The organism is Actinomadura chokoriensis (assembly GCF_041463665.1).
In the GTDB taxonomy this organism is placed as follows: Bacteria; Actinomycetota; Actinomycetes; order Streptosporangiales; family Streptosporangiaceae; genus Spirillospora; species Spirillospora chokoriensis_A.
This window is the reverse complement of record NZ_JAXCEJ010000003.1, coordinates 400,125-423,635: the sequence shown is the minus strand read 5'-3', so window position 1 is coordinate 423,635 and position 23,511 is coordinate 400,125. Positions and strand designations below refer to the sequence as shown.

Genomic DNA, 23,511 nt, shown 5'->3' with positions numbered 1-23,511 from the left:
CAACAAGCAAGGGAGGATCTCATGCCATCGCGCGTGCTGCCCTATCCGCTGTTCGACGCGGACAACCATCTGTACGAGACCGAGGAGGCGCTGACCAGGCACCTGCCGAAGCAGTACGCGGGCGCGATCCAGTACGTGCAGGTCCGGGGCCGCACGAAGATCGCCATCCGCGGCGTGATCAGCGACTACATCCCGAACCCGACGTTCGAGGTGGTCGCCCGCCCGGGCGCGATGGAGGAGTACTTCCGGGTCGGCAACCCCGAGGGCAAGAGCCGCCGGGAGATCTTCGGCGAGCCGATGCGCTCGATCCCCGCCTTCCGCGAGCCGGGCCCGCGCCTGGAGCTGATGGACGACCTCGGCATCCAGCGCACCCTGATGTTCCCGACGCTGGCCAGCCTCATCGAGGAGCGCATGCGGGACGACCCCGACCTGATCCACGTGGTCGTCCACTCCCTCAACCAGTGGCTGCACGAGGAATGGTCGTTCAACTACAAGGACCGCATCTTCACCACCCCGGTCATCAGCCTCCCGGTCGTCGAGAAGGCGATCGCCGAGCTCGACTGGTGCCTGGAGCGCGGCGCGAAGACCGTCCTGGTCCGTCCCGCGCCGGTGCCGGGGTACCGGGGCCCGCGCTCGTTCGCGCTGCCCGAGTTCGACCCGTTCTGGAAGCGGGTCGTCGACGAGGGCGTCGTGATCGGGATGCACTCCTCCGACAGCGGCTACAGCCGGTACAGCAACGACTGGGAGGGCCGCGGCTCGGAGATGCTGCCGTTCCAGACCAACGCCTTCCGGATGCTGAGCCAGTGGCGGCCGGTCACGGACGCGGTGGGGTCGATGGCCGCGCACGGCCTGCTCACCCGGTTCCCCGACCTGAAGATCGCCGTCATCGAGAACGGCTCGTCCTGGGTGGAGCCGCTGCTCACCGACCTGGCCGACGTGTACAAGAAGGCCCCGGAGGCGTTCGGCGAGGACCCCGTCGAGGCGGTCAAGCGCACCGTCCACGTCAGCCCCTTCTGGGAGGAGGACATGGCCGACCTCGCCGGCCTCATCGGAGTCGAGCGGGTGCTGTTCGGCTCGGACTATCCGCACCCCGAGGGCCTGGCCGACCCGGTCTCCTACGTCGACGCGCTCGGCCGGCTCAGCGAGGCCGACCAGGCCAAGATCATGGGCGGCAACCTCGCCCGGCTGATGTCGGTCTGAGCCGGGTGCCGGCGTGAATCGGGCTTCGGCATGAGCTGGGAGAGCATCCCGCGGATGGTGCTGAGCGCGGCCGGCCGCTTCGGCGACGCCGAGGTACGTCGAGTTCCTCGGCGAGCTTCCGATGAACGAGACGGGCAAGATCATGAAGGACCGGCTGCCGCGATGAACGACCCCGCCCAGGCTTCCCCGCAGACCTCCGCCCAGACCTCCGCCCAGACCTTTCCGCAGATTGCCCAGACCTCGTCCGGCATCCCGCTCAAGCCGGTCTACGGACCGGCGGACCGGCGCGCCGAGCCGCCGGACCCGGGCCGCTTCCCCTTCACGCGCGGCAACTACCCGTCGGGGTACCGGGGGCGGCTCTGGACGTTCCGGCAGTACTCCGGGTTCGGCACCGCCGAGGAGTCCAACCGCCGGTACCGCTACCTGCTGGAGCAGGGCGGCACCGGCCTCTCGGTCGCGCTCGACCTGCCGACCCAGTGCGGCTACGACTCCGACGACCCGGAGGTGGCCGACGAGGTCGGCCGGGTCGGCGTCGCGGTCGACACCCTCGCCGACGCCGGGATCCTGTTCGACGGCATCCCGCTCGACAGGATCAGCACGAGCTTCACGATCAACGGCACGGCCGCGATCCTGCTGGCCTTCTACGTGGCCGCCGCCGAGCGCAAGGGCGTGCCGAGGGCGAAGCTCACCGGGACGATCCAGAACGACATCCTGAAGGAGTACGCGTCGCGGGGCACGTGGATCTGGCCGCCCGAGCCGTCGCTGCGCCTGATCGCCGACACCATCGAGTTCTGCGCGGACGAGGCGCCGAAGTTCAACGCGATCTCGGTGGCCGGCGCGCACTTCCGCGACGCGGGCGCCAACGCCGTCCAGGAGATGGCCTTCACCCTCGCCGACGGGGTGACCTACTGCGACACAGTGCTGGCCCGCGGGCGCATGACCATCGACCGGTTCGCCCCGCAGATCTCCTTCTTCTTCTACACGCACGGCGACTTCTTCGAGGAGATCGCCAAGTACCGGGCGGGACGGCGGCGCTGGGCCGCGCTCGTCCGGGAGCGGTACGGGGCGTCCACGGACAAGGCGTCGATGTTCCGGTTCGGCTGCGTCGCGGGCGGCGCGTCCCTGTACGCGCCGCAGGCGCACAACAACATCGTCCGGGTCGCCTACGAGGCGATGGCGTCCGCGCTGGGCGGCGTCCAGTCGATGTTCACCGCCGCGTGGGACGAGCCGTTCGCGCTGCCCAGCGAGGAGTCGGCGACGCTCGCGCTCCGTACCCAGCAGATCCTCGCGCACGAGACCGGCATCGCCCGCGTCGCGGACCCGCTCGGCGGGTCCTACTTCGTCGAGGCCCTCACCGACGAGACGGAGGCCCGCATCACCGAGATCATGGACGACCTCGACCGGCACGGCGGCATGGTCCGCGCGATCGAGGACGGTTACCTGCAGGGCCTCATCGCGGACGAGGCGTACCGGCTCCACCAGGACGTCGAGGCGGGCACGCGTCCGGTCGTCGGCCTCAACCGCTTCACCTCGGACGAGCCGCCGCCCGAACTCCAGACCTACGAACTGGACGCCGAGGGCCGCGACCGGCAGCTGAAAAGGCTCGCCAGTGTCAAGGCCGACCGCGACGCGGCGGACGTGCGCGCGCGCCTCGCCGACCTGTCCAGGGCCGCGGAGGGCTCCGGCAACCTCATGCCCTTCCTCGTCGACTGCGCCGGCGCCTACTGCACGGTCGGCGAGATGGTCGCCGCGCTGAAGGCGGTCTGGGGCGAGTTCCAGCAACCGGTGGTGTTCTGATGCCCGCCGCGCCCTACGAGGGGGGACGACCATCCACGCCTCCGGGAGCGCCTCCGGCACCCGCTCGGATACTGATCGCCAAACCCGGCCTGGACGGCCACGACCGCGGCGCCAAGATCGTCGCCCGGACGCTCCGCGACGCGGGCTTCGAGGTCGTCTTCACCGGCATCCGCCAGCGCGTCGACGACATCGTGGCGATCGCCCTGCAGGAGGACGTGGCCCTCGTCGGCCTCAGCATCCTGTCCGGCGCGCATCTCGCGCTGACGGCCCGGACGGTCGAGGCGCTCCGGGCCGCCGACGCCGCTGACATCACCGTGGTCGTCGGCGGGACGATCCCGGCGGCCGACGTGCCCCGGCTCAAGGCGGCGGGCGCCGCGGCCGTCTTCCCGACGGGCACGCCGCTGGACGTCCTCGTGGCCGAGGTGCGCGCCCTGACCGGAGCGGGGAACCAGGAGGCATCGTGCGGATCGGTGTGATGATCGGGCCGGAGCGCGGCGATTCCGCGCGGAAGGTCACCCGGATGATCGAGGACGTGGGGTGGGCCGAGGACGCGGGCCTCGACACCGCGTGGATACCCCAGATACCGAGCGATTTCGACGCGTTGACCGCCGTGGCGCTCATGGGCGCGCGGACCTCCCGGATCGAGCTCGGCACCGCCGTCGTCCCGGTCCAGGCGCAGCACCCGATCGCGCTCGCCCGCCAGGCGCTGTCCGTGCAGGCGGCCTCCGGGGGACGGCTGACGCTCGGCGTCGGGCCGTCCCACCACTGGATCGTCCGGGACATGCTCGGCCTGCCCTACGACCGGCCGGCCGCCTTCACCCGCGACTACCTGGACGTCCTGGACGCCGCGCTGCGCGGCCCCGGCCCGGTCGACGTCGAGAACGAGACCTTCACCGTGCACAACCCGCTCGATCTCGCCGCCGCCGGACGCCTGCCGGTCCTGGTCGCGGCGCTCGGCCCGGTGATGCTGGCCCTCGCGGGGGAGCGGGCGGACGGCACCGTGCTCTGGATGGCGGACGAGCGCGCCGTCGCCGACCATGTCGTCCCGCGCATCACGAAGGCGGCCGCGGAGGCCGGACGCCCCGCGCCCCGGGTCGTCGCGGGCATCCCCGTCTGCCTGTGCAGGCCCACGGAGGTCGACGCCGCGCGCGAGCGGGCCAACCGGATCCTCGGAGAGGCGGAGACCTCCCCGAACTACCAGCGGCTGCTCGACCGCGGCGACGCCCGCGACGTCGGGGACCTGTGCGCGGCCGGCGACGAGGCGGCCATCGCCGCGCGGTTCCGGCGGTTCGCCGACGCGGGCGTCACCGACCTCTCCGTGCGGCTGCTCCCCATCGGCCAGGGCCGGGACGAACTCGTCGCCTCCAAGCACCGGACCCGCGACATGATCGCCGCCCTCGCGGCGGAGATGCGATGACGGGCGGGCCGCTCGCCGGCGTCCGGGTCCTGGAGGTCGGCCACATCCTGGCCGGCCCCTACGCCACGATGATGCTCGCCGACCTCGGCGCCGAGGTCACGAAGATCGAACCGCCGGGCGGCGACCTCTCCCGGCAGGTGAGCGACGCCTATTTCGCGAGCCTCAACCGGGGCAAGCGCAGCGTCCGCCTGGACCTGTCCACCGAGGAGGGCCAGAGCCGCCTGCACGAGATGGCCGCCGACGCGGACGCCCTCCTGGTCAACCTGAAGCCGTCCGCCATCCGCCGGTTCGGGCTCACCTACGACGTCCTCCGCCGGTGGAACGAGCGGATCGTCTGCGTCGCGCTCACCGGGTACGGCCTCTCCGCGCCCGACGAGCCCGCCTTCGACTACATCGTCCAGGCCGCCACCGGCGTCGCCGCGCTCACCGGCGACCCGGCGGGCCCGCCGACCCTGCCCGGTTACTCCTCGGCCGACAACTCCGCCGGCCTGACCGCCGCGCTCGGCCTCGTCGCCCAGCTCGTCTCCGGACGCGGCGGACAGGTCGAGGTGTCGCTGCGGGACGCGATGCTCTCCCAGCTCAACTACCGCGCGTCGGCCTACCTCAACGAGGGGACCGAACCGCGGCGGCTCCCCTTCGGCGCGCACTCCCACTACGTCCCGGCCCAGCTCTTCCCCACCGCCGGCGGGTACCTCGCGCTGTTCGTCACCCACGACGGATTCTGGAGGTCCTTCGCCGCCGAGGCCGGCATCGCGGGCTTCGCGACGATGGCCGAACGCGTCTCCCGGCGCGAGGAGGTGCTGGCCGCCGTGACCGGGGCGCTGGCCGCCGACACGGCCCGGGGGTGGGAGGCGCGGCTCCGGCCGCTCGGCGTCCCCGCCGCCGCCGTCCGGACGCTGCCGGAGGCCCTCGCCGCGACCCCGGACGCGGTCGTGGAGGCCGGCGGCTTCCGCCTGGTCGGCACCCCGATCCGCGTGACCGGCCATGACCCCGCCTACGGCCCACCGCCTAAGCTCGGCGAACACGACGACGTGACGACGAAGGCCGAGAGATGACCGAACCGATCGCGCTGGTGTTCGAGGAGCGGCAGTTCACCCGCTCCCGGCTCGACGCGCTCGCCGACGGGCTGGCCGAGACCCTGGCGCGGCGGGGCGTCCGCGCGGGGCAGCGGGTCGTGCTCATGTCCTCCACCAGGCCGGAGTTCGTGGTCGCGGTGCTCGCGATATGGCGGCTCGGCGCGGCGGTCGTCCTTTTCAGCCCCGCCTGGAAGCGCGGCGAGGCCGAGCACGCCCTCGCCGTCACCGAGCCCGGCCACGCCGTCGGCGACCACCCGGTGCTGGCCGAGCTGATGCCCATGGTGCACCTGGACGAGCCGATCGAGCCCGGCGGAGGGCCCTTCCCCGCTCCCGAACCCGGCGCGGACGCCGTGCTGGTCTTCAGTTCCGGCACCACCGGGCTGCCGAAGGCCGTCCGGCACACGCACGCGTCGCTGGGCGCGGCCGTCCGCCACTGGCGGGACGCGCTGGACCTCACCGACCGCGACCGGATCCAGATAGCCACGCCCCCCTCGCACATCCTCGGGCTGCTCAACATCGTCACGGCGCTGGAGACGGGCGCCTGGCTGCGCCTGCACCGCCGCTTCGCGCTGGACGCCGTCCTGCACCACATCGAGGCCGACCGGATCACGGTGGAGATGGCCGTCGCGCCGATCGCGCTGGCGCTCGCGTCCCATCCCGAGCTGGAGTCCTACGACCTGTCGTCGCTGCGCTACATTCTGTGGGGCGCGACGCCGGTGACGCCGAGCGTCGCCGAGACCGTGACCCGCCGCACCGGCGTCGGCTGGGTGCCGGCCTACGGCGCCAGCGAGCTGCCCGTCATCACCTGCAACCCGATCGAGGACGTCCGGCTCGACAGTGCGGGACGCGCCGTTCCCGGCGTGACGCTGCGGGTGGTGTCGCTGGAGACCGGAAAGCCGGTCGAACCTGGCGAGACCGGGGAGATCCAGGCGCGGTCGGACTCGCTGATGGCCGGCTACCTGCCCGCGGAGGCGACCGCGCAGGCCCTCGACGACGGCTGGTACCGGACGGGGGACGTCGGCCACCTCGACGCGTCCGGCCGGCTCCGGCTGACCGACCGGACCAAGGAGATGATCAAAGTGCGCGGCTTCCAGGTCGCGCCCGCGGAGATCGAGGCCGTCCTGCACGGCCATCCGGCCGTCGCCGACTGCGCCGTGTTCGGGATCCCCGACGCGGCCGACGGGGAGGCGATCATCGCCGCCGTCGAGCCGCGCGGCACGGCCGACCCGGACGAGCTCGCCGCCCTGGTCGGCGAGCGGCTCGCCTCCTACAAGCGGCCGCGCCGGGTCGTGCTCGTGCCCGAGATCCCCCGCCTGCCGTCCGGCAAGGTGCTGCGGCGCGTCCTCAAGGAGCGCCACGGCCACGCGCCCGGCGCCGCCCCCGCCACGCCCGCCTGACCGCCTGACCGCCTGACCGCCTGACCGCCTGACCGCCGAGCGTCACTTCGGCGGGAACCGGAGGGCGCCGTCGAGGCGGATCACTTCGCCGTTGAGGTAGTCGTTCTCGCAGATGTGCTCGACGAGCGCCGCGTACTCGGGGGAGCGGCCCATGCGCTTCGGGTGCGGCACCTGCGGCCCCCAGTACGCCTCCAGCTGGTCACCGGCCTTGCCGTAGGCGGGGGTGAGGAACGTCCCCGGAGCGATGGTGACGACGCGGACTCCGGCCGGCGACAGGTCGCGGGCGGCGACGAGCGTCATGCTCACCACCCCGCCCTTGGCGGCGGCGTAGGGCAACTGGCCGATCTGGCCCTCGTAGGCCGCGATCGACGCGGTGTTCACGATGACGCCCCGGGCGCCGTCGACCGGTTCCTGGCGGGAGATGGCGGCGGCCGCCAGGCGCATCACGTTGAAGACGGCGGTCAGGTAGACCTCGATGGTCAGCCGGAATCCGTCCAGGTCCAGGGGGGTGCCGTCGCGGCCGACGAGCCGGCCGCCGCTCGCCGGGCCGCCGTGTGCGTCCACCGAGATCCGCAGCGGCCCGGCCGCCTCCGCCTCGGCCAGCGCCGCCCGGACGTCGCCCTCGTCGGTGGCGTCGGTCCGCACGTAGCGGACGCCCAGCTCGTCCTCCAGGGCCTTGCCCTTCTCGTCGGCGAGGTCGGCGACGACCACCTTCGCGCCCGCCGCGTGCAGCCGCCGGACGGTGGCCTCGCCGAGGCCGCCCGCCCCGCCGACCACGATCGCTGAGCATCCACTGATGCGCATCGAAATTTTCCTTCCTTGCGAGTGAGACTTTGATATATGAGAATAGCATTCTCACAACTGGGAGAGAGTGTCCATGCCTGAAGCAGTCATCGTCTCCGCGCTGCGCACCCCCATCGGGACCGCGTTCAAGGGCACCCTGCGCGACACGACCGCCTTCGACCTCGCCCACCACGTCGTCACCGCCGCCGCCCGCGGGCTCGACCCGGAGCAGGTGGACGACGTGATCCTCGGCGAAGGGCTCTACGGCGGCGGAGTGGTGGCCCGGCACGCCGCCGTCACCGCCGGGCTGACCTCCGTCGCCGGGCTCGCCCTGAACCGGCACTGCGCGGCCGGGCTCTCCGCCGTCCAGGCCGCGGCGGCGAGCATCCGCGCCGGCATGGACGGACTGGTCATCGCCGGCGGCGTGAACTCGGCGTCCACCGCGCCGAGGTCGCGCTTCCGGGTCGACGGGGAATGGGTCGACCCGTGGCACCCTCCCACGCACCCCGACCGGCCCGACGCCCCCAACCTCGACATGTCGATCACGGTGGGCTGGAACGCCGCCGTCCGGGCGGGCGTGTCCCGCGAGGAGATGGACGCGTGGGCGCTGCGCTCGCACCGCAACGCCGTCCGCGCGATCGACGAGGGCCGGTTCGACGCGGAGATCGTCCCCATCGAGACCGGCCACGGGCTCTTCGCGGTGGACGAGCATCCGCGCCGGAGCACGTCCCTGGAGAAGCTGGCCTCGCTGAAGCCGCTGCACCCCGAGATCGAGGGGTTCAGCATCACCGCCGGGAACGCCGGCGGCGCGAACGACGGCGCGGCCGCCCTGGTCGTGGCCTCCGACCGGCTCGGGCTGCCGGCGCTCGCGACCGTCCGCGCGTGGGCGTCCGCGGGCGTCGACCCCGCCGAGACCGGGCTGGCCCCGGTGAAGGCGATCCCCAAGGCGCTGGCGCGCGCCGGGCTGTCGGTCGCCGACGTCGACCTCTTCGAGATCAACGAGGCGTTCGCCGCGATGTGCGTCGCCACCGTCGGGGCGCTCGGCCTCGACCCCGAACTGGTCAACGTGAACGGCAGCGGCTGTTCGCTCGGCCACCCGGTCGCCGCGACCGGCGCGCGGATGGTGGTCACCCTGGTCCACGAGCTGCGCCGCCGCGGCGGCGGCGTCGGGGTCGCCGCGATGTGCGCGGGCGGCGGCATGGGGTCGGCGGCCGTCATCGAGGTCCCCGCCCCGCGATGACCGTCGAGGAACTGGTCGGCGCGGCGCGGGCCGGATCCGTCCGGGCGGCGGGACGCCTGCTCAGCCTGGCCGAGGGCGACCGGCGGGCGGAGGTGACGGCCGCGCTCCCGCAGGCCGCGATCCGCGTCGTGGGCGTGACGGGCCCGCCCGGCGCGGGCAAGTCGACGACGGTCTCGGCCCTCATCGGGGCGTACCTGGAGCGCGGACTGCGGGTCGCGGTCCTGGCGGTCGACCCGTCCTCGCCGTACAGCGGCGGGGCGCTGCTCGGCGACCGGATCCGGATGGCGGCGTACGCGGCGAACCCCGACGTCCTGATCCGCTCGCTGGCGACGCGCGGCCATCTCGGCGGGCTCGCCGCGGCCGTCCCGGCGGCCGTCCGGGTGCTCGCCGCCCTGTCCTACGACCTCGTCCTGCTGGAGACGGTCGGGGTCGGGCAGTCCGAGATCGAGGTGGCCGCCGTCGCCGACCCCGCCATCGTCGTTCTCGCGCCCGGCGCGGGCGACGCCGTCCAGGCGGCGAAGGCGGGGCTGCTGGAAGTCGCCGACCTGCTGGTCGTCAACAAGGCCGACCGGGACGGCGCCGAGCGGACCGCCCGCGAACTCCGGGCGGAGACCGGCCGGCGCGTTCTCCTGCTCGCCGCCTCCGCGGGCCGGGGCGTGCCCGCCCTGGTCGAGGCCGTCGAGGCGCACCGGCGCTCCGACACCCCGGCGCGGCGGACGGCCCGCGTCCGCACGCAGATCCTCGCGATGGCGCAGACGGCGCTGCGCGCCCATCCGGATCTCGACCGCCTCGCCGCCGAGGTCGCGGCCGGCCGCGAGGACCCCGGCGCGGCCGCCGACGCCCTACTCGGCCGTCAGCGCTGAGCGTTCCCGGCCGCCAGCGCTGGGCGTCTCGCCGTCAGCGCTGGGCGGTGAACCCCACGGCGCAGAAGTCCCAGATCTCGTCGGCGATGATCGGGTTCGCGCTCTCGTCCTCCGCGACGCTGCTGGACTGGGCGACGAACATGACCGTCTGCATCGTGAGGGCCGCCGCCCGGCGCGGAGTGATCGCGGGGCGCAGCAGGCCGGCCTCTTCGGCGTCCACCATCAGCTCGGTCAGCAGCGCGAGCAGCGGGGCGTGGGCGACCCGCACCTCCGCCGGGTGCGAGAGCAGCAGCTGGGGGGCGAACTCGGTGAACAGCGGGCGCCGCGCCGCCGGGTCGGGCCGGGAGAGCTCGAACAGCAGCTGCACGGCGACCCTGAGCCGGTCCAGCGGGCCGGCGGGGCCGGACGCGGCGGTGCGGATCTGGTCGGTGGCCCGGCGGAGCGCGTCCTCGAACAGCGCGAGCAGCAGCTCGTGCTTGCCGTCGAAGTGCTGGTAGAAGCTGCGCAGCGACTGGCGGGAGCGGTCGACGACCTCCTGCACGGTGAAGTCGGTGGTGCCCTTCTCGGTGATGATCGCCTGGGCCGCGTCGAGGAACCGCTCGACCCGCTGCTCGGCGCGAAGCTTCGCGGCCTTCGTGGACCGCTCGACCGCGCGCTGCTTCCAGGCGGGCTCCTCGCTGGTCGAGCTCACCGCTTGATCCGTCCTCTGCCCCATGGGCAGAACCTTACTGCACGGCACCGGTAGGGTGCCTGCCAAGCGATCACCAGTGGCCGATCGAAGATGAGACTCTGACTCTCCCGAACTGCGAATACCGGCCACGTGCGAGGTCGTCAGCGGACATGGACCTTCCCGCCCTTCATCACGAACCGCACGTCCTGCGTGACGGCGATGTCCCGCAGCGGATCGCCCGGGACGGCGATGACGTCGGCGAGGAGCCCCTCGGCGAGCCGCCCCCGGTCGGTGACGCCGAGCAGGTCGGCGGCCGTGACGGTCGCGGCCCGCAGCACCGCCAGCGGGCTCATCCCGCGGCTCACCAGCGCGACCAGCTCGCAGGCGTTCTTGCCGTGCGGGATCGCCGGGGCGTCGGTGCCGACCGCGATGCGCACGCCGGCCTCGTAGGCGGCGCGCACGGAGGCGCGGGCGCGCGGGAACATCTCCGCCGCCTTCGCCTGCAGCTCGGGCGCCGCCTTGGAGACGTCCATGCCGTCGGCCAGATACGTGGTCGGGACGAGGAAGGTCCCGTGCTTCACCATCAGCGCGATCGTCTCGTCGTCGATGAGGAAGCCGTGCTCGATGCAGTCGATGCCCGCCTCGACCGCGGCGCGCACCGCCTCCGCGCCGTGCGTGTGCGCCGCGACCCGCAGGCCGCGCCGGTGCGCCTCGTCCACGATCACGCGCAGCTCCTCGCCGGAGTAGTGCTGCGCGCCCGGCGCGCCGGTGTGCGACATGACCCCGCCCGACGCGCACACCTTGATCAGCTGCGCGCCGTGCTTGATCTGGTACCGGACGGCCCGGCGGACCTCGTCGACCCCGTCGGCGATGCCCTCCTCCACCGACAGCGGCAGCACCCCGGGCGCGAACGCGGCGAACATCGTCGGGTCGAGATGGCCGCCGGTCGGGGTGATCGCGTGTCCGGCCGGCACGATGCGCGGCCCCTCGATCCAGCCCGCGTCGATCGCCTTGGCGAGCGCGACGTCCAGCAGGTAGCCGCCCGTCTTCACGAAGAGCCCGAGGTTCCGGACGGTGGTGAAGCCCGCGCGGAGGGTGCGGCGGGCGTTGCCGACGGCGCGCAGCATCCGCAGCGGCGGATCGTCCTGGACGGGGGAGTACGCGGCCGTCTCGCCGCGCCCGCCCATCAGCAGGTTGACCTCCATGTCCATGAGGCCCGGCAGCAGGACCGCGTCGCCGAGGTCGAGGACCTCTCCCTCCGCGTCGCCGCCGACGCCGCGGATCCGGTCGCCGTCGATCCGCACGATCCCCGGGCGGACGATCTCGCCCGCGTCCACGTCGAGAAGCCCGGCCGCCTTGAGCGTCAGCATGTCAGACCACGGGCTCCACGATCAGGTTCAAATAGGCGGCGCCGCTGTCGGGCACGCGGGGCTGCTTCCACACCTCGACGGGGAACGACACCATGACCAGCGACTGCATCAGGTGAATCAGGGAGCGGGCGTCGTCCGGCAGGTCGTCCCAGGGCAGGGCGTCGCAGTGCGCGATCGCGTCGTCCAGGCGGGGGAGGGCCGCGTCGTAGAACGCCTGCATCTCCTCCATCGTGCTCGCGAGGCGCTTGGCGTACCGCTCCGGTTCGGTCGGCAGCGCCCAGGACGCGTACGGTTCCAGGTCGGCGAACTCAGCGGGCAGCGGCATCGCGGTACTCCTTCACGTGGTCGCCGACGACCTTGTGGAGATGGCGCAGCAGGATCTCCTGGTCGTTGAGCGGGAACTCGGTGACGGCCCGGCTCTTCAGCATGGTCTGCGTCGCCTCCAGGGTGTTGGCGTCCTGGAGCGAGTACTCCTTGAACGTCACCGCCGCGAGTTCCTGCGCCAGCCGCTCGCGGGCGCTCTTCGGCGGGACGAAGTACAGGCTCGTCTCGAAGATGTGGCGGTCGACGGCCGTCGGCCAGTAGTGGTAGGTGAGGTACCAGCCGGGCGCCCAGAACAGCAGGGTGAAGTTCGGGAAGAACTCGAACGAGTCGGTCCCCCACGACTTGTGCCGGGCCGGGTTGATGCCGGGCGGAAGCGGGTCGAGGCCCTCGATGCCCGGCCGGTCCCACGGGCCGAACAGGCCGCTGCGCAGCGTGCGCTCGATCGGCTTGACCATGCTCGGGTCCTTGGGCGGGGCCATCCCGCCCCAGGACGAGATCATCGAGTGCGGGCTGAACATCTGGTAGTGCAGCGCCTCGAACCCGTACCCGAGCAGCTTGTCGGCCTCGTCCTTCACCGCCTGCTTCTGGTGCAGGACGGGCGCGTGGTAGAACTCGGCGAACGCGTCGATGAACAGCTTCCAGTTGGCGCCGATCTCCGCCTTGTAGGTGTAGACCTCGGTCATCTCGTGGAAGGGGTAGCCCTCCAGGCCCTTGGCCATCTCGCCGAGGTACTCCGCCAGCGGCCGGGCGTCCGGGTCCAGGTTGACGAAGACGAACCCCTCCCAGATCTCGCAGCGCACCTGCTTGAGGCCGTACTCGGACTTGTCGAGATCGAAGAACTCCTCCTCCTGCTGGACGAACGTCAGCTCGCCGTTCAGGTTGTAGCGCCAGCCGTGGTACTTGCAGGTGAACTGGCGGCAGGTCCCCTTGACCTCCTCGCCGGGGAAGTCGTTCCAGGCGAGCTTGTTGCCGCGGTGCCGGCAGAGGTTGTGGAACGCGCGGATCTCCTTGTCCCTGCCCCTGACGATGATCAGCGACGTGTCGGCGACCGCGAGCTCCTTGGTGAAGAAGGAGCCGGTCCTCGGCACCAGCTCGACCCGTCCGACGTTCAGCCAGGTCCGCTTGAAGATCGCCGCGCGCTCGGCCTCGTAGTAGGCCGGGTCGACGGAATCGGTGTAGTCGACGGGGCCGGTGCCGAGCTCGGGATACTGCTCGGTCCAGCTGCCCGCCGCCGGTTTCGCGAAGTGGGGCACGTCTCTACCTCTCGCTCTCGGGCTCGACGCCGAAGGTGTTGAAGGCCATGGCCATCAGGCAGTAGGCGCCGACCGTGAAGATCAGGTCCAGCCGCTGGCGCTCGTCGAGGTGCTCGCCGAGGAGGGCCCAGGTGCCCTCCGACAGCTCGGAGCCGACGTCGAGCTCGTCGACGGCGACGAGGACCGCCTTCTCCAGCGCGCCCGCCGCCTCCCCGCGGCCCGCGCCCTCGATCTCGGCCTCGGTCAGGCCCAGCCTCGCGGCGATCTTCACGTGGTGGCCCCACTCGTAGGCGCAGCCGCGCCGCCGGGCGACCCGCAGGACCGCCAGCTCGCGCAGCCGGGGCGGCAGCGTGGAGTCCAGCATCACGTGCCTGCCGAAGGTGAGGAACGCCCTGGTCAGGTCGGGGTGGCGGGCGAGCGTCGCCAGCGCGTCCCCGGCGCCGCGGGGATTGAGCCGGCGTTCGGGCAGCAGGACGGCCAGCGCGGCACGCGTCTCCTCGGTCCACTCGTCCTCGGGCAGCGGGGGCAGGTGCATCACGGGTTCCCTCCTGGCCGCTGATGAGAAGCATATTCTCACTTTCGCGATGTCAGGTTTCCATGCTTGCCGCCGTGCCGTCAACCTCCGCCGGTGGCCGCGGTGGCCGCCGCGGGACGCGCCGCCGCGGCGACCGGGACGCGATGCAGCGAGGCATATCGGCGCTTGCAGAATTTGAATCTTTGATTCTCTTCAAGTGAGAAGCTAGTTTCCACCTACAGTCGGGGACGCCACCGAGGAGGACTCCGTGAAAGCGCAAGCCACCATCGCCGCCCTGGCCGCGGTCGCCCTGATCGCCGCCGGGTGCGGCCGCAGCGGCTCCGGCGGCGAAGAGACACCCCCCGCGTCCACCCGGGCCGGCCAGCCCGTGACGGGCGACTTCGGCGACCTGAAGGGCGTCTGCGGTCCCGGCAAGGCGAGCGGTTCGCCCGCCCGGGGCGTCACGGCGGACCAGATCAAGGTGGGCGTCTTCAGCGACGTGGGATACACCAAGAACCCCGAGTACCTCGACCTCGCCAAGGTCTTCGCCTCCTGGTGCAACGCCGCGGGCGGGATCAACGGCCGCAAGATCGTCCCCACCGTGCGCGACGCCAAGTTCATGGAGGTGCGGCAGCGGATGCTGGAGGCCTGCCGCGAGGACTTCGCGCTCGCCGGAGGCTCCGCCGGGCTGGACGGCATGGGCGTCAAGGAGCGGCTGTCCTGCCTGCTGCCCGACTTCCCCGCCCAGACCAGCCAGATCCAGGCGAACGGCGCGGACCTGCAGGTCGCGCAGACGGGCGGCTCGTCCCACAACCGCTACAGCGGCTACTACCACTGGCTGCTGAAGGAGGGCTACCCCGGCTCGGCCGGCGCCGTCGGCCTCATGGGCGGCGACTCCCCGGTCACCAAGGTGCTGGGCGGCCAGGCCAAGGAGGGCCTCCAGGCCGCCGGAGCGAAGATCGTCTACGACGGCCTGTTCCCCCCGCAGGGGACGACGGACTGGACGCCGTACGCGCAGGCCGTCAAGAGCAAGGGCGTCAAGGGCCTCGTGTTCTACGGCAGCTTCGCCGACCTGGCCAAGTTGGAGCAGGTCCTCACCGGGATGAGCTACAAGCTCGACTGGATCGACGCCAACAACAACTCCTACGGCCCCGCGTTCCTGAAGCTCGCCGCGAACTCGCTCGGCGCGCAGAACAACCTCGCCGACCTCAGCGGCGTGTACCCGCTGGAGAACGCCGCCTCCAACCCCGCGTCCAAGCAGCTCACCGAGCTGTACGCCCGGTACGCGCCGAAGGCGCAGGTGACGCTGCCCGCGGTGCGCGGCTTCGGGGCCTGGCTCCTGTTCGCCAAGGCGGCCGCGTCCTGCGGCGACGCCCTGACCCGCAAGTGCGTCTACGAGGCCGCGCGCAAGGAGAGCGCCTGGACGGCGGGCGGCCTGCTCACCCCCGTCGACCTGACCTCCGCGGACAAGCCCCTGCAGTGCTTCAACGTCGAGCGGGCGACGCCGCAGGGCTGGCGGCCCGCCGACTTCAAGCCCGACAAGGGCGCCTACCGCTGCGACGTGCCCCCGTACAAGTACAAGGGCCAGTACGGCAGGCCGCTGAAGCTCGCCGACGTCGGCAAGAGCATGAGCGACGTCAAGTAGATGGAGCAGTTCCTCACCTTCGGCATCGTCGGCCTGAGCACCGCCGCGATCTACGCGGTCGTCGGCAGCGGGCTGGTGCTCACCTACGTCACGACGGGCGTGTTCAACTTCGCGCACGGCGCGGCGGGCATGCTGGCGGCGTTCGCCTACTGGCAGCTCACGGCCGGCTGGGGATGGCCCGTCCCGGTGGCGCTGGCCGTGGTGCTGCTCGTGCTCGCCCCGGCGTTCGGCGCCGCCGTGGAACGGGTCCTGCTGCGTCCCGTCCAGGCGCTGGGCGAGGCGGAGCGGCTCGTGATGACGGTCGCGCTGCTGAGCGGTCTCATCGCCGCCGCCCGCTGGATCTGGGACCCGAACGTCGCCCGCCCGCTGCCGACGTTCTTCGCCGACCGGAAGCCGTTCCACATCGGGCCCGCCACGGTCACCTGGCACCAGGCCGTGACCATGCTCGTCGCGGTGGCCGTGGCGGCGGGGCTGTGGTTCCTGCTGAACCGGACGCGCACCGGAGCGGAGATGCGGGCGACCGTCGACGACCGGGCCCTGGTCCGGCTCAACGGGGGAGACCCCGCCCGGTCGGGCCGCGCCGCGTGGATCCTCGGCACGCAGCTCGCGGCGGTCGGCGGCATCCTCATCGCGCCGACCGTCGCGCTGGACGCCGCGCAGCTCTCGCTGCTGATCGTCAGCGCGTACACCGCGGCGGTGTTCGGGCGGCTGCGCAGCCTGCCGCTGACGTTCGGGGGCGCGGTGGTGGTGGGCTGCCTGGAGAGCTACCTGACCGGCTACCTGCCGCAGAACGCCTACCTTCCGGGGCTGCGGCTGGCGGCGCCCGCGCTGCTGCTGTTCGCGGCGCTGCTGGTGTTCCCGCACCGGCGGCTCCGCGGCCGCGACCGGCGGCTCGGCCGGGTCCCGCTGCCGACGATGCGCGGGACGGCCGTGTTCGCCGCCGCGACCGTCCTGCTCGGGGCGGTGCTGGCCTCCGTGCTGGACGAACCCGACCTCATCACGGTCGCGCCGATCTTCTCGCTGGGCGTGGTCGCGCTGTCGTACGTCCCGCTGGCCGGGTACGCGGGGCAGATCTCCCTCTGCCAGCTCAGCGTCGCGGGGATCGGAGCCGTGGTGTGGGCGCACCTCGGCGCGGACGGATCGCCGTGGGCGCTCGCCGCCGCGGTCGCGGTGTCGGCGGCGGCGGGGGCGCTGATCGCGGTTCCCGCGCTGCGGCTGTCCGGGGTGTACCTCGCGCTCGGGACGGCCGCGTTCGCCGTCGTCCTCGACCGGTGGATCTTCACCCTGCCGACGTTCGAGCTGCTCGGGGTGCGGGTCGCGCTGTTCGAACAGGGCTCGGTCGAGGTGGCCGGCCCGTCGCTGTTCGGCCGCGCGCTCGACGGCGAGGCGGAGCTGACGGTGTTCGCCGCGGTGTGCCTCGCGCTCGCCACGCTCGGGGTCGCGGTGCTGCGCCGCGGCCGGTTCGGGCGGCGGCTCATCGCCCTTCGCGACAGCGAGGCCGCCTACGCGACGCTCGGCGGGAACCTGCTGGCCGCCAAGGTTGCGGTGTTCGCGCTCGCGGCGGGCATCGCGGGGCTCGGCGGCGCGCTCTACGGCATGCAGCAGCGGTCGATCACACCGGAGCAGTTCAACCTCGTGGCGGGCCTGCCGCTGTTCCTGGTCGCCGTGATCGGCGGTCTCGGCGCGGTGGGCAACGGCCTGTTCGCCGGGACGGCGCTCGTGGCGCCGAACGCGCTGCTGGGGCTCGCGCCGTGGACGCAGAACCTCATCGCGCTCCTGCCCGGCCTCGCCGGGATGGGGCTCGGGCACAACCCCGACGGGATCGTGCCGATGTTCCGCCGCAGGTGGGAGCCGCTCGCTGGGGACGGAATCGTCCTGCCCGCGCTGCTCTGCACGCTCGCGGTGGCCTGGCTGCTGCGGCTCGCCGGCGCCATCGACGGCTGGACGCTGTTCTGCGGCTCCCTCATCGTGGCGCTGGTCTTCCGCGCCCTCGCGGAGGCGCGGCACGCCAGGACGGTCGCGCCCGAACCCGACGTTCCGGTGGAGTGGTGGGGTGTGCGGCGCGCATGGCGTCCGGGGGACGAGGAGGTGCTGGCCCGTGGCGTCGCTGGTGGTTGAGGGCGTGACGGTCGCGTTCGGCGCCGACCTGGCGCTGGACGGGGTCGGTCTGACCGCCGAGCCCGGCCGCGTCACCGGGCTGATCGGCCCCAACGGGGCCGGCAAGAGCACCCTGTTCGACGTCGTCTCCGGGCTGCGCCGCCCGTCGTCCGGACGCGTCGTGCTCGGCGGCCGCGACGTCACCCGGATGGGCCCGGCCCGCCGCGCCCGGCACGGCCTGGCCCGGACGTTCCAGCGGCTGGAGCCGTTCGGGCGGCTGAGCGTGCGCGACAACCTGCTCGTCGCCGCCGAGCTCGGGCCGGAGCGGCGGCGCGCCGCGAGCGCCGTCGCCGCCATCCTCGACCGGCTCGACCTGACGGAGATCGCCGACAGCGCCGCCGGCACGCTGCCCACCGGCGCCGGCCGCCTCGTCGAGGTGGGCCGCGCGCTCGCCACCCGTCCCCGGCTGCTCCTCCTCGACGAGCCCGCGGCGGGACAGGACGGCGAGGAGACCGCGCGGTTCGCCGCCCTGCTGCGCTCGCTCGCGGACGAGGGGACGGCCGTCGTCCTCGTCGAGCACGACATGGGTCTCGTCATGGGCGTATGCGACGAGGTCCACGTGCTGGACCTCGGCAAGGTCATCGCGTCCGGCCCGCCCGACGCGATCCGTCGTGACGAGGCCGTCCTGGCCGCCTACCTGGGGGACGCATGAGCCGGATGCTTCTCGAACTGCGCCGGGTGCGGGCCGCCCACGACGGGATCACCGTCCTGCACGGCGTGGACCTCGCCGTCCGCGCGGGCGAGGTCACGGCCCTGCTCGGGCCGAACGGCGCGGGCAAGACCACCACGCTGCGGGTCGCCGCGGGCCTGCACCCGGCGGCGTCCGGGCGGCTGGTCGTCGGCGGCCGCGACGTGACGGGCGCGGACCCGGGCGACCTTGCCCGCGCCGGCGTCTGCCTCATCCCGGAGGGACGCGGCGTGTTCCCCAACCTGTCCGTGCGCGAGAACCTGCTGATGATGACCTTCACCGGCCGCACCCGCGCGCAGATCGAGGAGGTCGCGTTCGCGCGGTTCCCCGTCCTCGCCCGGAGGGCCGCGCAGCGGGCCGGGACCCTGTCGGGCGGGGAGCAGCAGATGCTCGCCCTCGCCCGCGGCCTCGCCACCGACCCGGCCGTCCTGCTCCTGGACGAGCTGTCCATGGGCCTCGCCCCGCTGGTCGTCGGCGGCCTGTACGAGCAGGTCGCCGACATCGCCCGGCAGGGAGTGGCCGTGCTGGTCGTCGAGCAGTTCGCGGCCGCCGTCCTCGACATCGCCCACCACGCGGCCGTGCTCGTCCGCGGCCGGGTCGAACGGCGCGGCGACCCCGACGACGCGCTGCGCACCGAACTGTCCGCCCTCTACCTCGGGAGTGCCCCATGACCTCGACCGAGCCGGCCGAGACGCGCGCGGACCGCTTCGTCCGCGAACTGGCCGAGCTGAAGATCCCCGACCCGGCCGCCGGACGGGCGGCCCTCTGGCTGCGCGCCGGCGCGGCGCTGATGGTCCTCGGCCTCGCCCTGTGCGCGGCGGCCTATCTCGTCTCGCACGGCACCCGGGACCCGCTCGTCCAGCGGGACGCCCTGGCCCTCGGGTTCGGCGGCGTCGCCGCGTCCGTCGTGGGCTCGGCGCTCTTCCTGCGCTACTCGCTGACGGGTTTCCTGCGATTCTGGATGGCCCGCCAGTCCTACGATCTCGCCCAGCTCACCGACCGCCTCCTCGGAAAGGACACCGGCCATGACCCTGCGTCCCGGTGACCAGCTCGCCAGCGCCGTCTGCACCACCCGGGTGATCGTCGTCCGCGCGCCCGCCGGGGAACGGCCGGAGATCGCCTGCGGCGGGAGCCCGATGGTCCCGGCGCAGGGGTCCCCGGCCCCGCCGCCGGAGGGCGAGGCCGTCACCCAGATCGGCAAGCGCTACGTGAACGCCGCGCAGACCCTGGAGCTGCTCTGCACCTCGTCCGGCGCGGGCGAGCTGAGCTGCGACGGCGCCCCCATGACCCGCAAGGCGGCCAAACCGCTGCCCGCCTCGGACTGAAGGGCGGGATCCGGGCCCCTGGCCCGGATGCTCGCCGTCCGGCAGCCTGATCGAGCCGGGGCATTATGCCGCCTGGGGACGGCCACGGAAACAGACAGTCGTGGAACGGCCGTTGTCGGCCAGGGCTCATCCGGTCCTCACCGACGGGCGAATCCTGAGGGCAACGACTGTGTCGTCCGGCCCACTGGGAGAGGGGTTCGATGGACGGGGACATCCGGCTCAGGCAGCGGCTGGCGGCGGGGGACGACGGCGCGCTGCGGCAAGCCTACGATCACTTCTCGTCCCTGGTCCACGGGCTGGCCCTGCAGGTGACGCGACGCCGCGAGGTCGCCGAGGAGATAACGCAGGACGTGTTCGTCCACCTGTGGGAGAACCCCTACGCCTTCGACCCGAGCCGCGGCACCCTGCGCACCTGGCTGGCCATGCTCAGCCACCGGCGCGCGGTCGACTGGGTCCGCAAGGAGGAGCGGCAGCGGCGCCTGCTGGACGCGGTCGAGGACGCGGAACCCGCCGTCCCCATCATCGACGTGATCATCGCCGACGAGACCGAGGTCCGGGTACGGCATGCGGTGGCGGCCCTCCCGCAGCGCCTGCGGGAGGCGGTCGAGCTGGCCTACTACCGTGGGCGGACGTACCGGCAGGCGGCCCTCGAGCTGGGCTTACCGGAGGGCACCTTCAAGTCACGGATCCGCACCGGGCTGCGCTGCATCGCAGACACCCTGGCCGAGGAGGAGAGCGCACCATGACCGAGTCTCCGCCGGACCGGCGCGCTCGTATGCTTCACGCCGCACTGTCCCGGCGTCCGCCGGCGCGCCCGGCGCCCGGCTTCGCCCGGCCCTACGCCGCGGTCGTCGCGATGCTCGACGCCCTGGTGTCCGGCCTCCGCGAGGCCGAGTGGGCGGCGAGCGCCGCCGGAGACTGGGACGCGCGCGACCTGGTCGCGCACCTGGCCGCCACCGACGGGCTGCTCGGCGAGGCGGTCGCGGGCGGTGAGTCGACCGCCGGCGACATCCCGGCCCGCACCGCGGAGGCGATCGGCCGCCGCCTCGCGCCCGAGGAGGCGCGCCGGGCGTGGCGGCGGCAGGCGGACGACCTGTGCGACCGGCTGAGCGAGAGCGACGCCGACCGCCGGATCCAGGTGGGCGGAGTCCGGATGCGCCTCAGCCACCACGTGACGGCGCGCGCCTTCGAGACCTGGATCCACGCCGACGACATCGCCCGGGCCACGAGCCGAGCCCTGCCGCCGCCGCCCGCCGAGCACCTGCTCCCGATCGCCGACTTCGGCGTGCGGAGCCTGCCCAAGGCGCTCGCGGTGACGGGGCGCGTTCACCCGGACCAGGTGCTGCGGCTGGTCCTGGACGGTCCGGGCGGCGGCCAGTGGACGATCCCGCTCGGCGGGACGGCGGCAGGTGACGTTCCGTCCGCGCAGGTCCGGATGGACGTCGTCGAGTTCTGCCTGCTGGCCGGAGGGCGCCGCACCGCCGCGAGCGTGCGCGCCGAGACCAGCGGCGATCCGGTCATCGCGCACGACGTGCTCACGGCCGCCTCGGTGTTCTCCGGGCCGTAGCGTCCTACACAAGGTGGCCTACGCGGGGCGGTGTACGCGGCCCCTGAGCGGGCGAGAGTACCGAGGACCCGAGGACCGGGTCGAGGACCGGGTCGGTGATCGGGGCCGGAAATGCAGAATCCCCAAGCCGGACGTGCCGTCCGGCTTGGGGATCTTGTGGTGGGCGATACTGGGATTGAACCAGTGGCCTCTACCGTGTCAAGGTAGCGCTCTCCCACTGAGCTAATCGCCCGTTTCCGTGGCCTCCGGGGGAGGTACGGCGTTGAGGTGGAGACGGGATTTGAACCCGTGTACACGGCTTTGCAGGCCGTTGCCTCGCCTCTCGGCCACTCCACCAGAATGAGACCTTCTGGTCATAGCCTGAAAGGCCCCTCAGAGCGGAAGACGGGATTTGAACCCGCGACCCTCACCTTGGCAAGGTGATGCTCTACCCCTGAGCCACTTCCGCTTGCGCCCTGCGGCGACGGGTAAGACCTTAGCGCGTCGGGGGCCGTTCCCCAAACCGGGTTTCGCGGCGGGACCGAAGAAACGCTTCGACGGCTGCCGAACGGTGCGGCGTCTAGGGTCGGCGGCATGGGTGAGGAGCACGTTCTGAGTGCGGACTTCGCGCCGGTCGCCGCTTTGCTGGCCGACCGGGCGCGGGCCGCGATGCTGACTGCGCTGCTGGACGGGAGGCCGCTCGCGGCGGGGGAACTGGCGCGGACGGCGGGGGTGAGCGCGCAGACGGCGAGCGCGCATCTCGGCCGGCTGCTGGACGGCGGGTTCGTGACGGTGGTCAAGCAGGGCCGGCACCGGTACTACCGGCTCAAAGGGAGCGAGGTCGCACAGCTCATCGAGGCGCTGTCGCGGATCGGCCCGCCGGTGGGGCCCCGGAGCCTGCGGCAGTCGCGGGACGCGCGGCGGCTGCACGCGGCCCGGACGTGCTACGACCATCTCGCCGGTGCGGCGGGCGTGACCTTGTTCGCGGCACTGGTGGACGGCGGCCTGATCGAGCCCGACGGCGAGGACGCCTTCGAGGTGACGGAGAAGGGCGAGGAGCGTCTGGCGGCGCTCGGACTGGACGTGGCGGCACTGCGGAAGGCGCGACGGAGGTTCGCCTGGCAGTGCCTCGACTGGACGGAGCGGCGCCCGCACCTGAACGGGGCGCTGGGCGCGGCGCTGACCGACCGGATGATCGAGTTGGGCTGGTTCGAGCGGGGGACGACCCGGCGGGCGCTGGTCGTGACGGAGGCGGGGCTGGCGGGGCTCTCCGACACGTTCGGGTGCGTCCTGGCCTGAACTTCCCGCCGTCCCGGGCGTGCCGGCCGGATGGACTCGAACCCCTCCGCCGGGGCCCGTACTGTGGGGCCATCAGCGGACTGTAATGGGAGGTGGCTTCCGGTGACGGCGCAGGCCAGGATCTGGCTGAACGGGGAACTGGTCGACCCCGAGCGGGCGACGGTGTCGGTCTTCGACCACGGCATGCTGGTCGGGGACGGGATCTTCGAGACGGTGAAGGCGACGCACGGGGAGCCGTTCGCGCTGACCCGGCATCTGCGCCGGCTGGCCCGTTCGGCGGCCGGCCTCGGCCTGCCGGAGCCCGACCACGACGCCCTCGCCCAGGGCGCCCTGGAAGTGCTGGCCGCGGCGCCGAAGTGGCCGCTGGCCCGCATGCGCATCACCTACACGAGCGGTCCCGGCCCGCTCGGCTCCGCGCGCGGCGACGAGGGCCCGACCATGTCGATCATCGTCGGGCCGCAGGACCCCTTCCCCCCGACGGCGGACGTGACGGTCGTGCCGTGGCCGCGCAACGAGCGGGGCGCGCTGTCCGGCCTGAAGACCACGTCCTACGCCGAGAACGCGCTGGCGCTCGCCTACGCCAAGGAGCGCGGCGGCGGTGAGGCGATCTTCGGCAACACCGCCGGCGACCTGTGCGAGGGGACGGGCAGCAACATCTTCGTCGTCCTCGGCGGGCGGCTCGTCACGCCGCCGCTGTCGTCCGGCTGCCTGGCCGGGGTGACCCGCGCGCTGACGCTGGAGTGGTTCGGCGGCGAGGAGGAGGACCTCGCGCTGGACGACCTGTATCGCGCCGACGAGGCGTTCCTGACGTCCACGACCCGCGACGTCCAGCCGATCCGCGCGGTGGACGGCACGGCCCTCCCGGCCGCGCCCGGCCCCGTCACCGCCAAGGCGATGGAGGCGTTCGCGGCCCGCTCCGCCGAGCTCATGGACCCCTGATCAGAGAA

24 protein-coding genes and 3 tRNA genes are annotated in these 23,511 nt (G+C 73.1%); 18 read left to right on the top strand and 9 right to left on the bottom strand.

Annotation, left to right across the window (positions count from 1 at the left end; translation table 11 throughout):
* Positions 1 to 21: 21 nt before the first annotated feature.
* The 6 genes from SM418_RS08065 to SM418_RS08040 all read left to right on the top strand — a co-directional run bounded on the left by SM418_RS08065 (position 22) and on the right by SM418_RS08040 (position 6,887).
* Positions 22 to 1,200: an amidohydrolase family protein gene (locus tag SM418_RS08065; RefSeq protein ID WP_371940029.1), complete on the top strand. Its 1,179-nt coding sequence runs from the start codon at positions 22 to 24 to the stop codon at positions 1,198 to 1,200.
* 162 nt (positions 1,201 to 1,362) lie between these two features.
* On the top strand, positions 1,363 to 2,997 hold the full coding sequence (locus SM418_RS08060; protein WP_371940028.1) for a methylmalonyl-CoA mutase family protein: 1,635 nt from the start codon (positions 1,363 to 1,365) through the stop codon (positions 2,995 to 2,997).
* Positions 2,997 to 3,473, top strand: a complete 477-nt coding sequence (locus SM418_RS08055; RefSeq protein ID WP_371940027.1) for a cobalamin B12-binding domain-containing protein — start codon at positions 2,997 to 2,999, stop codon at positions 3,471 to 3,473. The genes SM418_RS08060 and SM418_RS08055 overlap by 1 nt, the downstream gene beginning before the upstream one ends.
* A complete protein-coding gene (locus SM418_RS08050) occupies positions 3,458 to 4,414 on the top strand; it encodes an LLM class F420-dependent oxidoreductase (RefSeq protein ID WP_371940026.1) in 957 nt (318 codons plus the stop codon). Before SM418_RS08055 ends, SM418_RS08050 begins: the two co-directional genes overlap by 16 nt.
* Positions 4,411 to 5,469, top strand: a complete 1,059-nt coding sequence (locus tag SM418_RS08045) for a CaiB/BaiF CoA transferase family protein (protein WP_371940025.1) — start codon at positions 4,411 to 4,413, stop codon at positions 5,467 to 5,469. The genes SM418_RS08050 and SM418_RS08045 overlap by 4 nt, the downstream gene beginning before the upstream one ends.
* On the top strand, positions 5,466 to 6,887 hold the full coding sequence (locus tag SM418_RS08040; RefSeq protein WP_371940024.1) for a class I adenylate-forming enzyme family protein: 1,422 nt from the start codon (positions 5,466 to 5,468) through the stop codon (positions 6,885 to 6,887). The genes SM418_RS08045 and SM418_RS08040 overlap by 4 nt, the downstream gene beginning before the upstream one ends.
* Before the next feature lie 42 nt (positions 6,888 to 6,929).
* Here SM418_RS08040 and SM418_RS08035 read toward each other — a convergent pair whose 3' ends face one another.
* Positions 6,930 to 7,691: an SDR family NAD(P)-dependent oxidoreductase gene (locus SM418_RS08035; RefSeq protein WP_371940023.1), complete on the bottom strand. Its 762-nt coding sequence runs from the start codon at positions 7,689 to 7,691 to the stop codon at positions 6,930 to 6,932.
* Positions 7,692 to 7,764: 73 nt separating this feature from the next.
* Here SM418_RS08035 and SM418_RS08030 point away from each other — a divergent pair, with 73 nt between their 5' ends.
* Positions 7,765 to 8,910, top strand: coding sequence for a thiolase family protein (locus tag SM418_RS08030; RefSeq protein ID WP_371940022.1), 1,146 nt, complete (start codon positions 7,765 to 7,767; stop codon positions 8,908 to 8,910).
* Positions 8,907 to 9,773: an ArgK/MeaB family GTPase gene (locus SM418_RS08025; RefSeq protein ID WP_371940021.1), complete on the top strand. Its 867-nt coding sequence runs from the start codon at positions 8,907 to 8,909 to the stop codon at positions 9,771 to 9,773. Before SM418_RS08030 ends, SM418_RS08025 begins: the two co-directional genes overlap by 4 nt.
* Before the next feature lie 34 nt (positions 9,774 to 9,807).
* Here the strand turns inward: SM418_RS08025 and SM418_RS08020 are convergent, their stop codons facing one another.
* The 5 genes from SM418_RS08020 to SM418_RS08000 form a co-directional block, all read right to left on the bottom strand.
* Positions 9,808 to 10,464 carry a TetR/AcrR family transcriptional regulator gene (locus tag SM418_RS08020; RefSeq protein WP_371940020.1) on the bottom strand — a complete coding sequence of 219 codons (657 nt, stop codon included), beginning with the start codon at positions 10,462 to 10,464 and terminating at the stop codon, positions 9,808 to 9,810.
* Between the two features lie 140 nt (positions 10,465 to 10,604).
* Positions 10,605 to 11,813, bottom strand: a complete 1,209-nt coding sequence (locus tag SM418_RS08015; RefSeq protein WP_371940019.1) for a metal-dependent hydrolase family protein — start codon at positions 11,811 to 11,813, stop codon at positions 10,605 to 10,607.
* Between the two features lies 1 nt (position 11,814).
* Positions 11,815 to 12,138, bottom strand: coding sequence for a hypothetical protein (locus SM418_RS08010; protein ID WP_371940018.1), 324 nt, complete (start codon positions 12,136 to 12,138; stop codon positions 11,815 to 11,817).
* The gene (locus SM418_RS08005) at positions 12,122 to 13,390 is read right to left on the bottom strand and encodes an aromatic ring-hydroxylating oxygenase subunit alpha (protein ID WP_371940017.1); all 1,269 of its coding nucleotides are present in this window, start codon (positions 13,388 to 13,390) and stop codon (positions 12,122 to 12,124) included. Before SM418_RS08005 ends, SM418_RS08010 begins: the two co-directional genes overlap by 17 nt.
* A 4-nt stretch (positions 13,391 to 13,394) precedes the next feature.
* A complete protein-coding gene (locus SM418_RS08000) occupies positions 13,395 to 13,925 on the bottom strand; it encodes a carboxymuconolactone decarboxylase family protein (protein WP_371940127.1) in 531 nt (176 codons plus the stop codon).
* Between the two features lie 247 nt (positions 13,926 to 14,172).
* Between SM418_RS08000 and SM418_RS07995 the strand changes: the two genes are divergently transcribed.
* The 8 genes from SM418_RS07995 to SM418_RS07960 all read left to right on the top strand — a co-directional run bounded on the left by SM418_RS07995 (position 14,173) and on the right by SM418_RS07960 (position 21,286).
* Positions 14,173 to 15,549 (top strand): ABC transporter substrate-binding protein, encoded by a 1,377-nt coding sequence (locus SM418_RS07995; protein ID WP_371940016.1) that lies wholly within the window; start codon positions 14,173 to 14,175, stop codon positions 15,547 to 15,549.
* A complete protein-coding gene (locus SM418_RS07990) occupies positions 15,550 to 17,667 on the top strand; it encodes a branched-chain amino acid ABC transporter permease (protein ID WP_371940015.1) in 2,118 nt (705 codons plus the stop codon). It abuts the gene before it with no gap.
* A complete protein-coding gene (locus tag SM418_RS07985; RefSeq protein WP_371940014.1) occupies positions 17,648 to 18,358 on the top strand; it encodes an ABC transporter ATP-binding protein in 711 nt (236 codons plus the stop codon). The genes SM418_RS07990 and SM418_RS07985 overlap by 20 nt, the downstream gene beginning before the upstream one ends.
* On the top strand, positions 18,355 to 19,065 hold the full coding sequence (locus tag SM418_RS07980; protein ID WP_371940013.1) for an ABC transporter ATP-binding protein: 711 nt from the start codon (positions 18,355 to 18,357) through the stop codon (positions 19,063 to 19,065). Before SM418_RS07985 ends, SM418_RS07980 begins: the two co-directional genes overlap by 4 nt.
* Positions 19,062 to 19,439 carry a hypothetical protein gene (locus tag SM418_RS07975; protein ID WP_371940012.1) on the top strand — a complete coding sequence of 126 codons (378 nt, stop codon included), beginning with the start codon at positions 19,062 to 19,064 and terminating at the stop codon, positions 19,437 to 19,439. The genes SM418_RS07980 and SM418_RS07975 overlap by 4 nt, the downstream gene beginning before the upstream one ends.
* Positions 19,420 to 19,719: a hypothetical protein gene (locus SM418_RS07970; protein WP_371940011.1), complete on the top strand. Its 300-nt coding sequence runs from the start codon at positions 19,420 to 19,422 to the stop codon at positions 19,717 to 19,719. Before SM418_RS07975 ends, SM418_RS07970 begins: the two co-directional genes overlap by 20 nt.
* Positions 19,720 to 19,919: 200 nt before the next feature.
* Positions 19,920 to 20,465, top strand: a complete 546-nt coding sequence (locus tag SM418_RS07965) for a sigma-70 family RNA polymerase sigma factor (protein WP_371940010.1) — start codon at positions 19,920 to 19,922, stop codon at positions 20,463 to 20,465.
* Entirely contained in the window at positions 20,462 to 21,286 is an 825-nt protein-coding gene (locus SM418_RS07960; protein WP_371940009.1) for a maleylpyruvate isomerase family mycothiol-dependent enzyme, read from the top strand. Before SM418_RS07965 ends, SM418_RS07960 begins: the two co-directional genes overlap by 4 nt.
* A gap of 157 nt (positions 21,287 to 21,443) precedes the next feature.
* Here the strand turns inward: SM418_RS07960 and SM418_RS07955 are convergent.
* The 3 genes from SM418_RS07955 to SM418_RS07945 form a co-directional block, all read right to left on the bottom strand.
* Positions 21,444 to 21,518, bottom strand: a tRNA-Val gene (locus SM418_RS07955).
* Between the two features lie 33 nt (positions 21,519 to 21,551).
* Positions 21,552 to 21,622 (bottom strand) — tRNA-Cys (locus SM418_RS07950).
* Between the two features lie 40 nt (positions 21,623 to 21,662).
* A tRNA-Gly gene (locus tag SM418_RS07945) sits at positions 21,663 to 21,734 on the bottom strand.
* Positions 21,735 to 21,859: 125 nt separating this feature from the next.
* On the opposite strand from SM418_RS07945, the gene SM418_RS07940 reads away from it, so the two are divergent.
* Together SM418_RS07940 and SM418_RS07935 are read left to right on the top strand one after the other, a co-directional pair.
* Positions 21,860 to 22,564, top strand: coding sequence for an ArsR/SmtB family transcription factor (locus SM418_RS07940; protein WP_371940008.1), 705 nt, complete (start codon positions 21,860 to 21,862; stop codon positions 22,562 to 22,564).
* Positions 22,565 to 22,666: 102 nt separating this feature from the next.
* Positions 22,667 to 23,503, top strand: coding sequence for an aminotransferase class IV (locus tag SM418_RS07935; protein WP_371940007.1), 837 nt, complete (start codon positions 22,667 to 22,669; stop codon positions 23,501 to 23,503).
* Positions 23,504 to 23,511 lie beyond the last annotated feature (8 nt).

What these genes read in the sequence shown, in the direction of transcription:
- SM418_RS08065 (WP_371940029.1), top strand. Translation starts at nt 22, where the DNA reads ATGCCATCGCGCGTGCTGCCCTATCCGCTGTTCGACGCGGACAACCAT.
- SM418_RS08060 (WP_371940028.1), top strand. Translation starts at nt 1,363, where the DNA reads ATGAACGACCCCGCCCAGGCTTCCCCGCAGACCTCCGCCCAGACCTCC.
- SM418_RS08055 (WP_371940027.1), top strand. Translation starts at nt 2,997, where the DNA reads ATGCCCGCCGCGCCCTACGAGGGGGGACGACCATCCACGCCTCCGGGA.
- SM418_RS08045 (WP_371940025.1), top strand. Translation starts at nt 4,411, where the DNA reads ATGACGGGCGGGCCGCTCGCCGGCGTCCGGGTCCTGGAGGTCGGCCAC.
- SM418_RS08040 (WP_371940024.1), top strand. Translation starts at nt 5,466, where the DNA reads ATGACCGAACCGATCGCGCTGGTGTTCGAGGAGCGGCAGTTCACCCGC.
- SM418_RS08035 (WP_371940023.1), bottom strand. Translation starts at nt 7,691, where the DNA reads ATGCGCATCAGTGGATGCTCAGCGATCGTGGTCGGCGGGGCGGGCGGC.
- SM418_RS08030 (WP_371940022.1), top strand. Translation starts at nt 7,765, where the DNA reads ATGCCTGAAGCAGTCATCGTCTCCGCGCTGCGCACCCCCATCGGGACC.
- SM418_RS08025 (WP_371940021.1), top strand. Translation starts at nt 8,907, where the DNA reads ATGACCGTCGAGGAACTGGTCGGCGCGGCGCGGGCCGGATCCGTCCGG.
- SM418_RS08015 (WP_371940019.1), bottom strand. Translation starts at nt 11,813, where the DNA reads ATGCTGACGCTCAAGGCGGCCGGGCTTCTCGACGTGGACGCGGGCGAG.
- SM418_RS08010 (WP_371940018.1), bottom strand. Translation starts at nt 12,138, where the DNA reads ATGCCGCTGCCCGCTGAGTTCGCCGACCTGGAACCGTACGCGTCCTGG.
- SM418_RS08000 (WP_371940127.1), bottom strand. Translation starts at nt 13,925, where the DNA reads ATGCACCTGCCCCCGCTGCCCGAGGACGAGTGGACCGAGGAGACGCGT.
- SM418_RS07990 (WP_371940015.1), top strand. Translation starts at nt 15,550, where the DNA reads ATGGAGCAGTTCCTCACCTTCGGCATCGTCGGCCTGAGCACCGCCGCG.
- SM418_RS07980 (WP_371940013.1), top strand. Translation starts at nt 18,355, where the DNA reads ATGAGCCGGATGCTTCTCGAACTGCGCCGGGTGCGGGCCGCCCACGAC.
- SM418_RS07975 (WP_371940012.1), top strand. Translation starts at nt 19,062, where the DNA reads ATGACCTCGACCGAGCCGGCCGAGACGCGCGCGGACCGCTTCGTCCGC.
- SM418_RS07970 (WP_371940011.1), top strand. Translation starts at nt 19,420, where the DNA reads ATGACCCTGCGTCCCGGTGACCAGCTCGCCAGCGCCGTCTGCACCACC.
- SM418_RS07965 (WP_371940010.1), top strand. Translation starts at nt 19,920, where the DNA reads ATGGACGGGGACATCCGGCTCAGGCAGCGGCTGGCGGCGGGGGACGAC.
- SM418_RS07960 (WP_371940009.1), top strand. Translation starts at nt 20,462, where the DNA reads ATGACCGAGTCTCCGCCGGACCGGCGCGCTCGTATGCTTCACGCCGCA.
- SM418_RS07940 (WP_371940008.1), top strand. Translation starts at nt 21,860, where the DNA reads ATGGGTGAGGAGCACGTTCTGAGTGCGGACTTCGCGCCGGTCGCCGCT.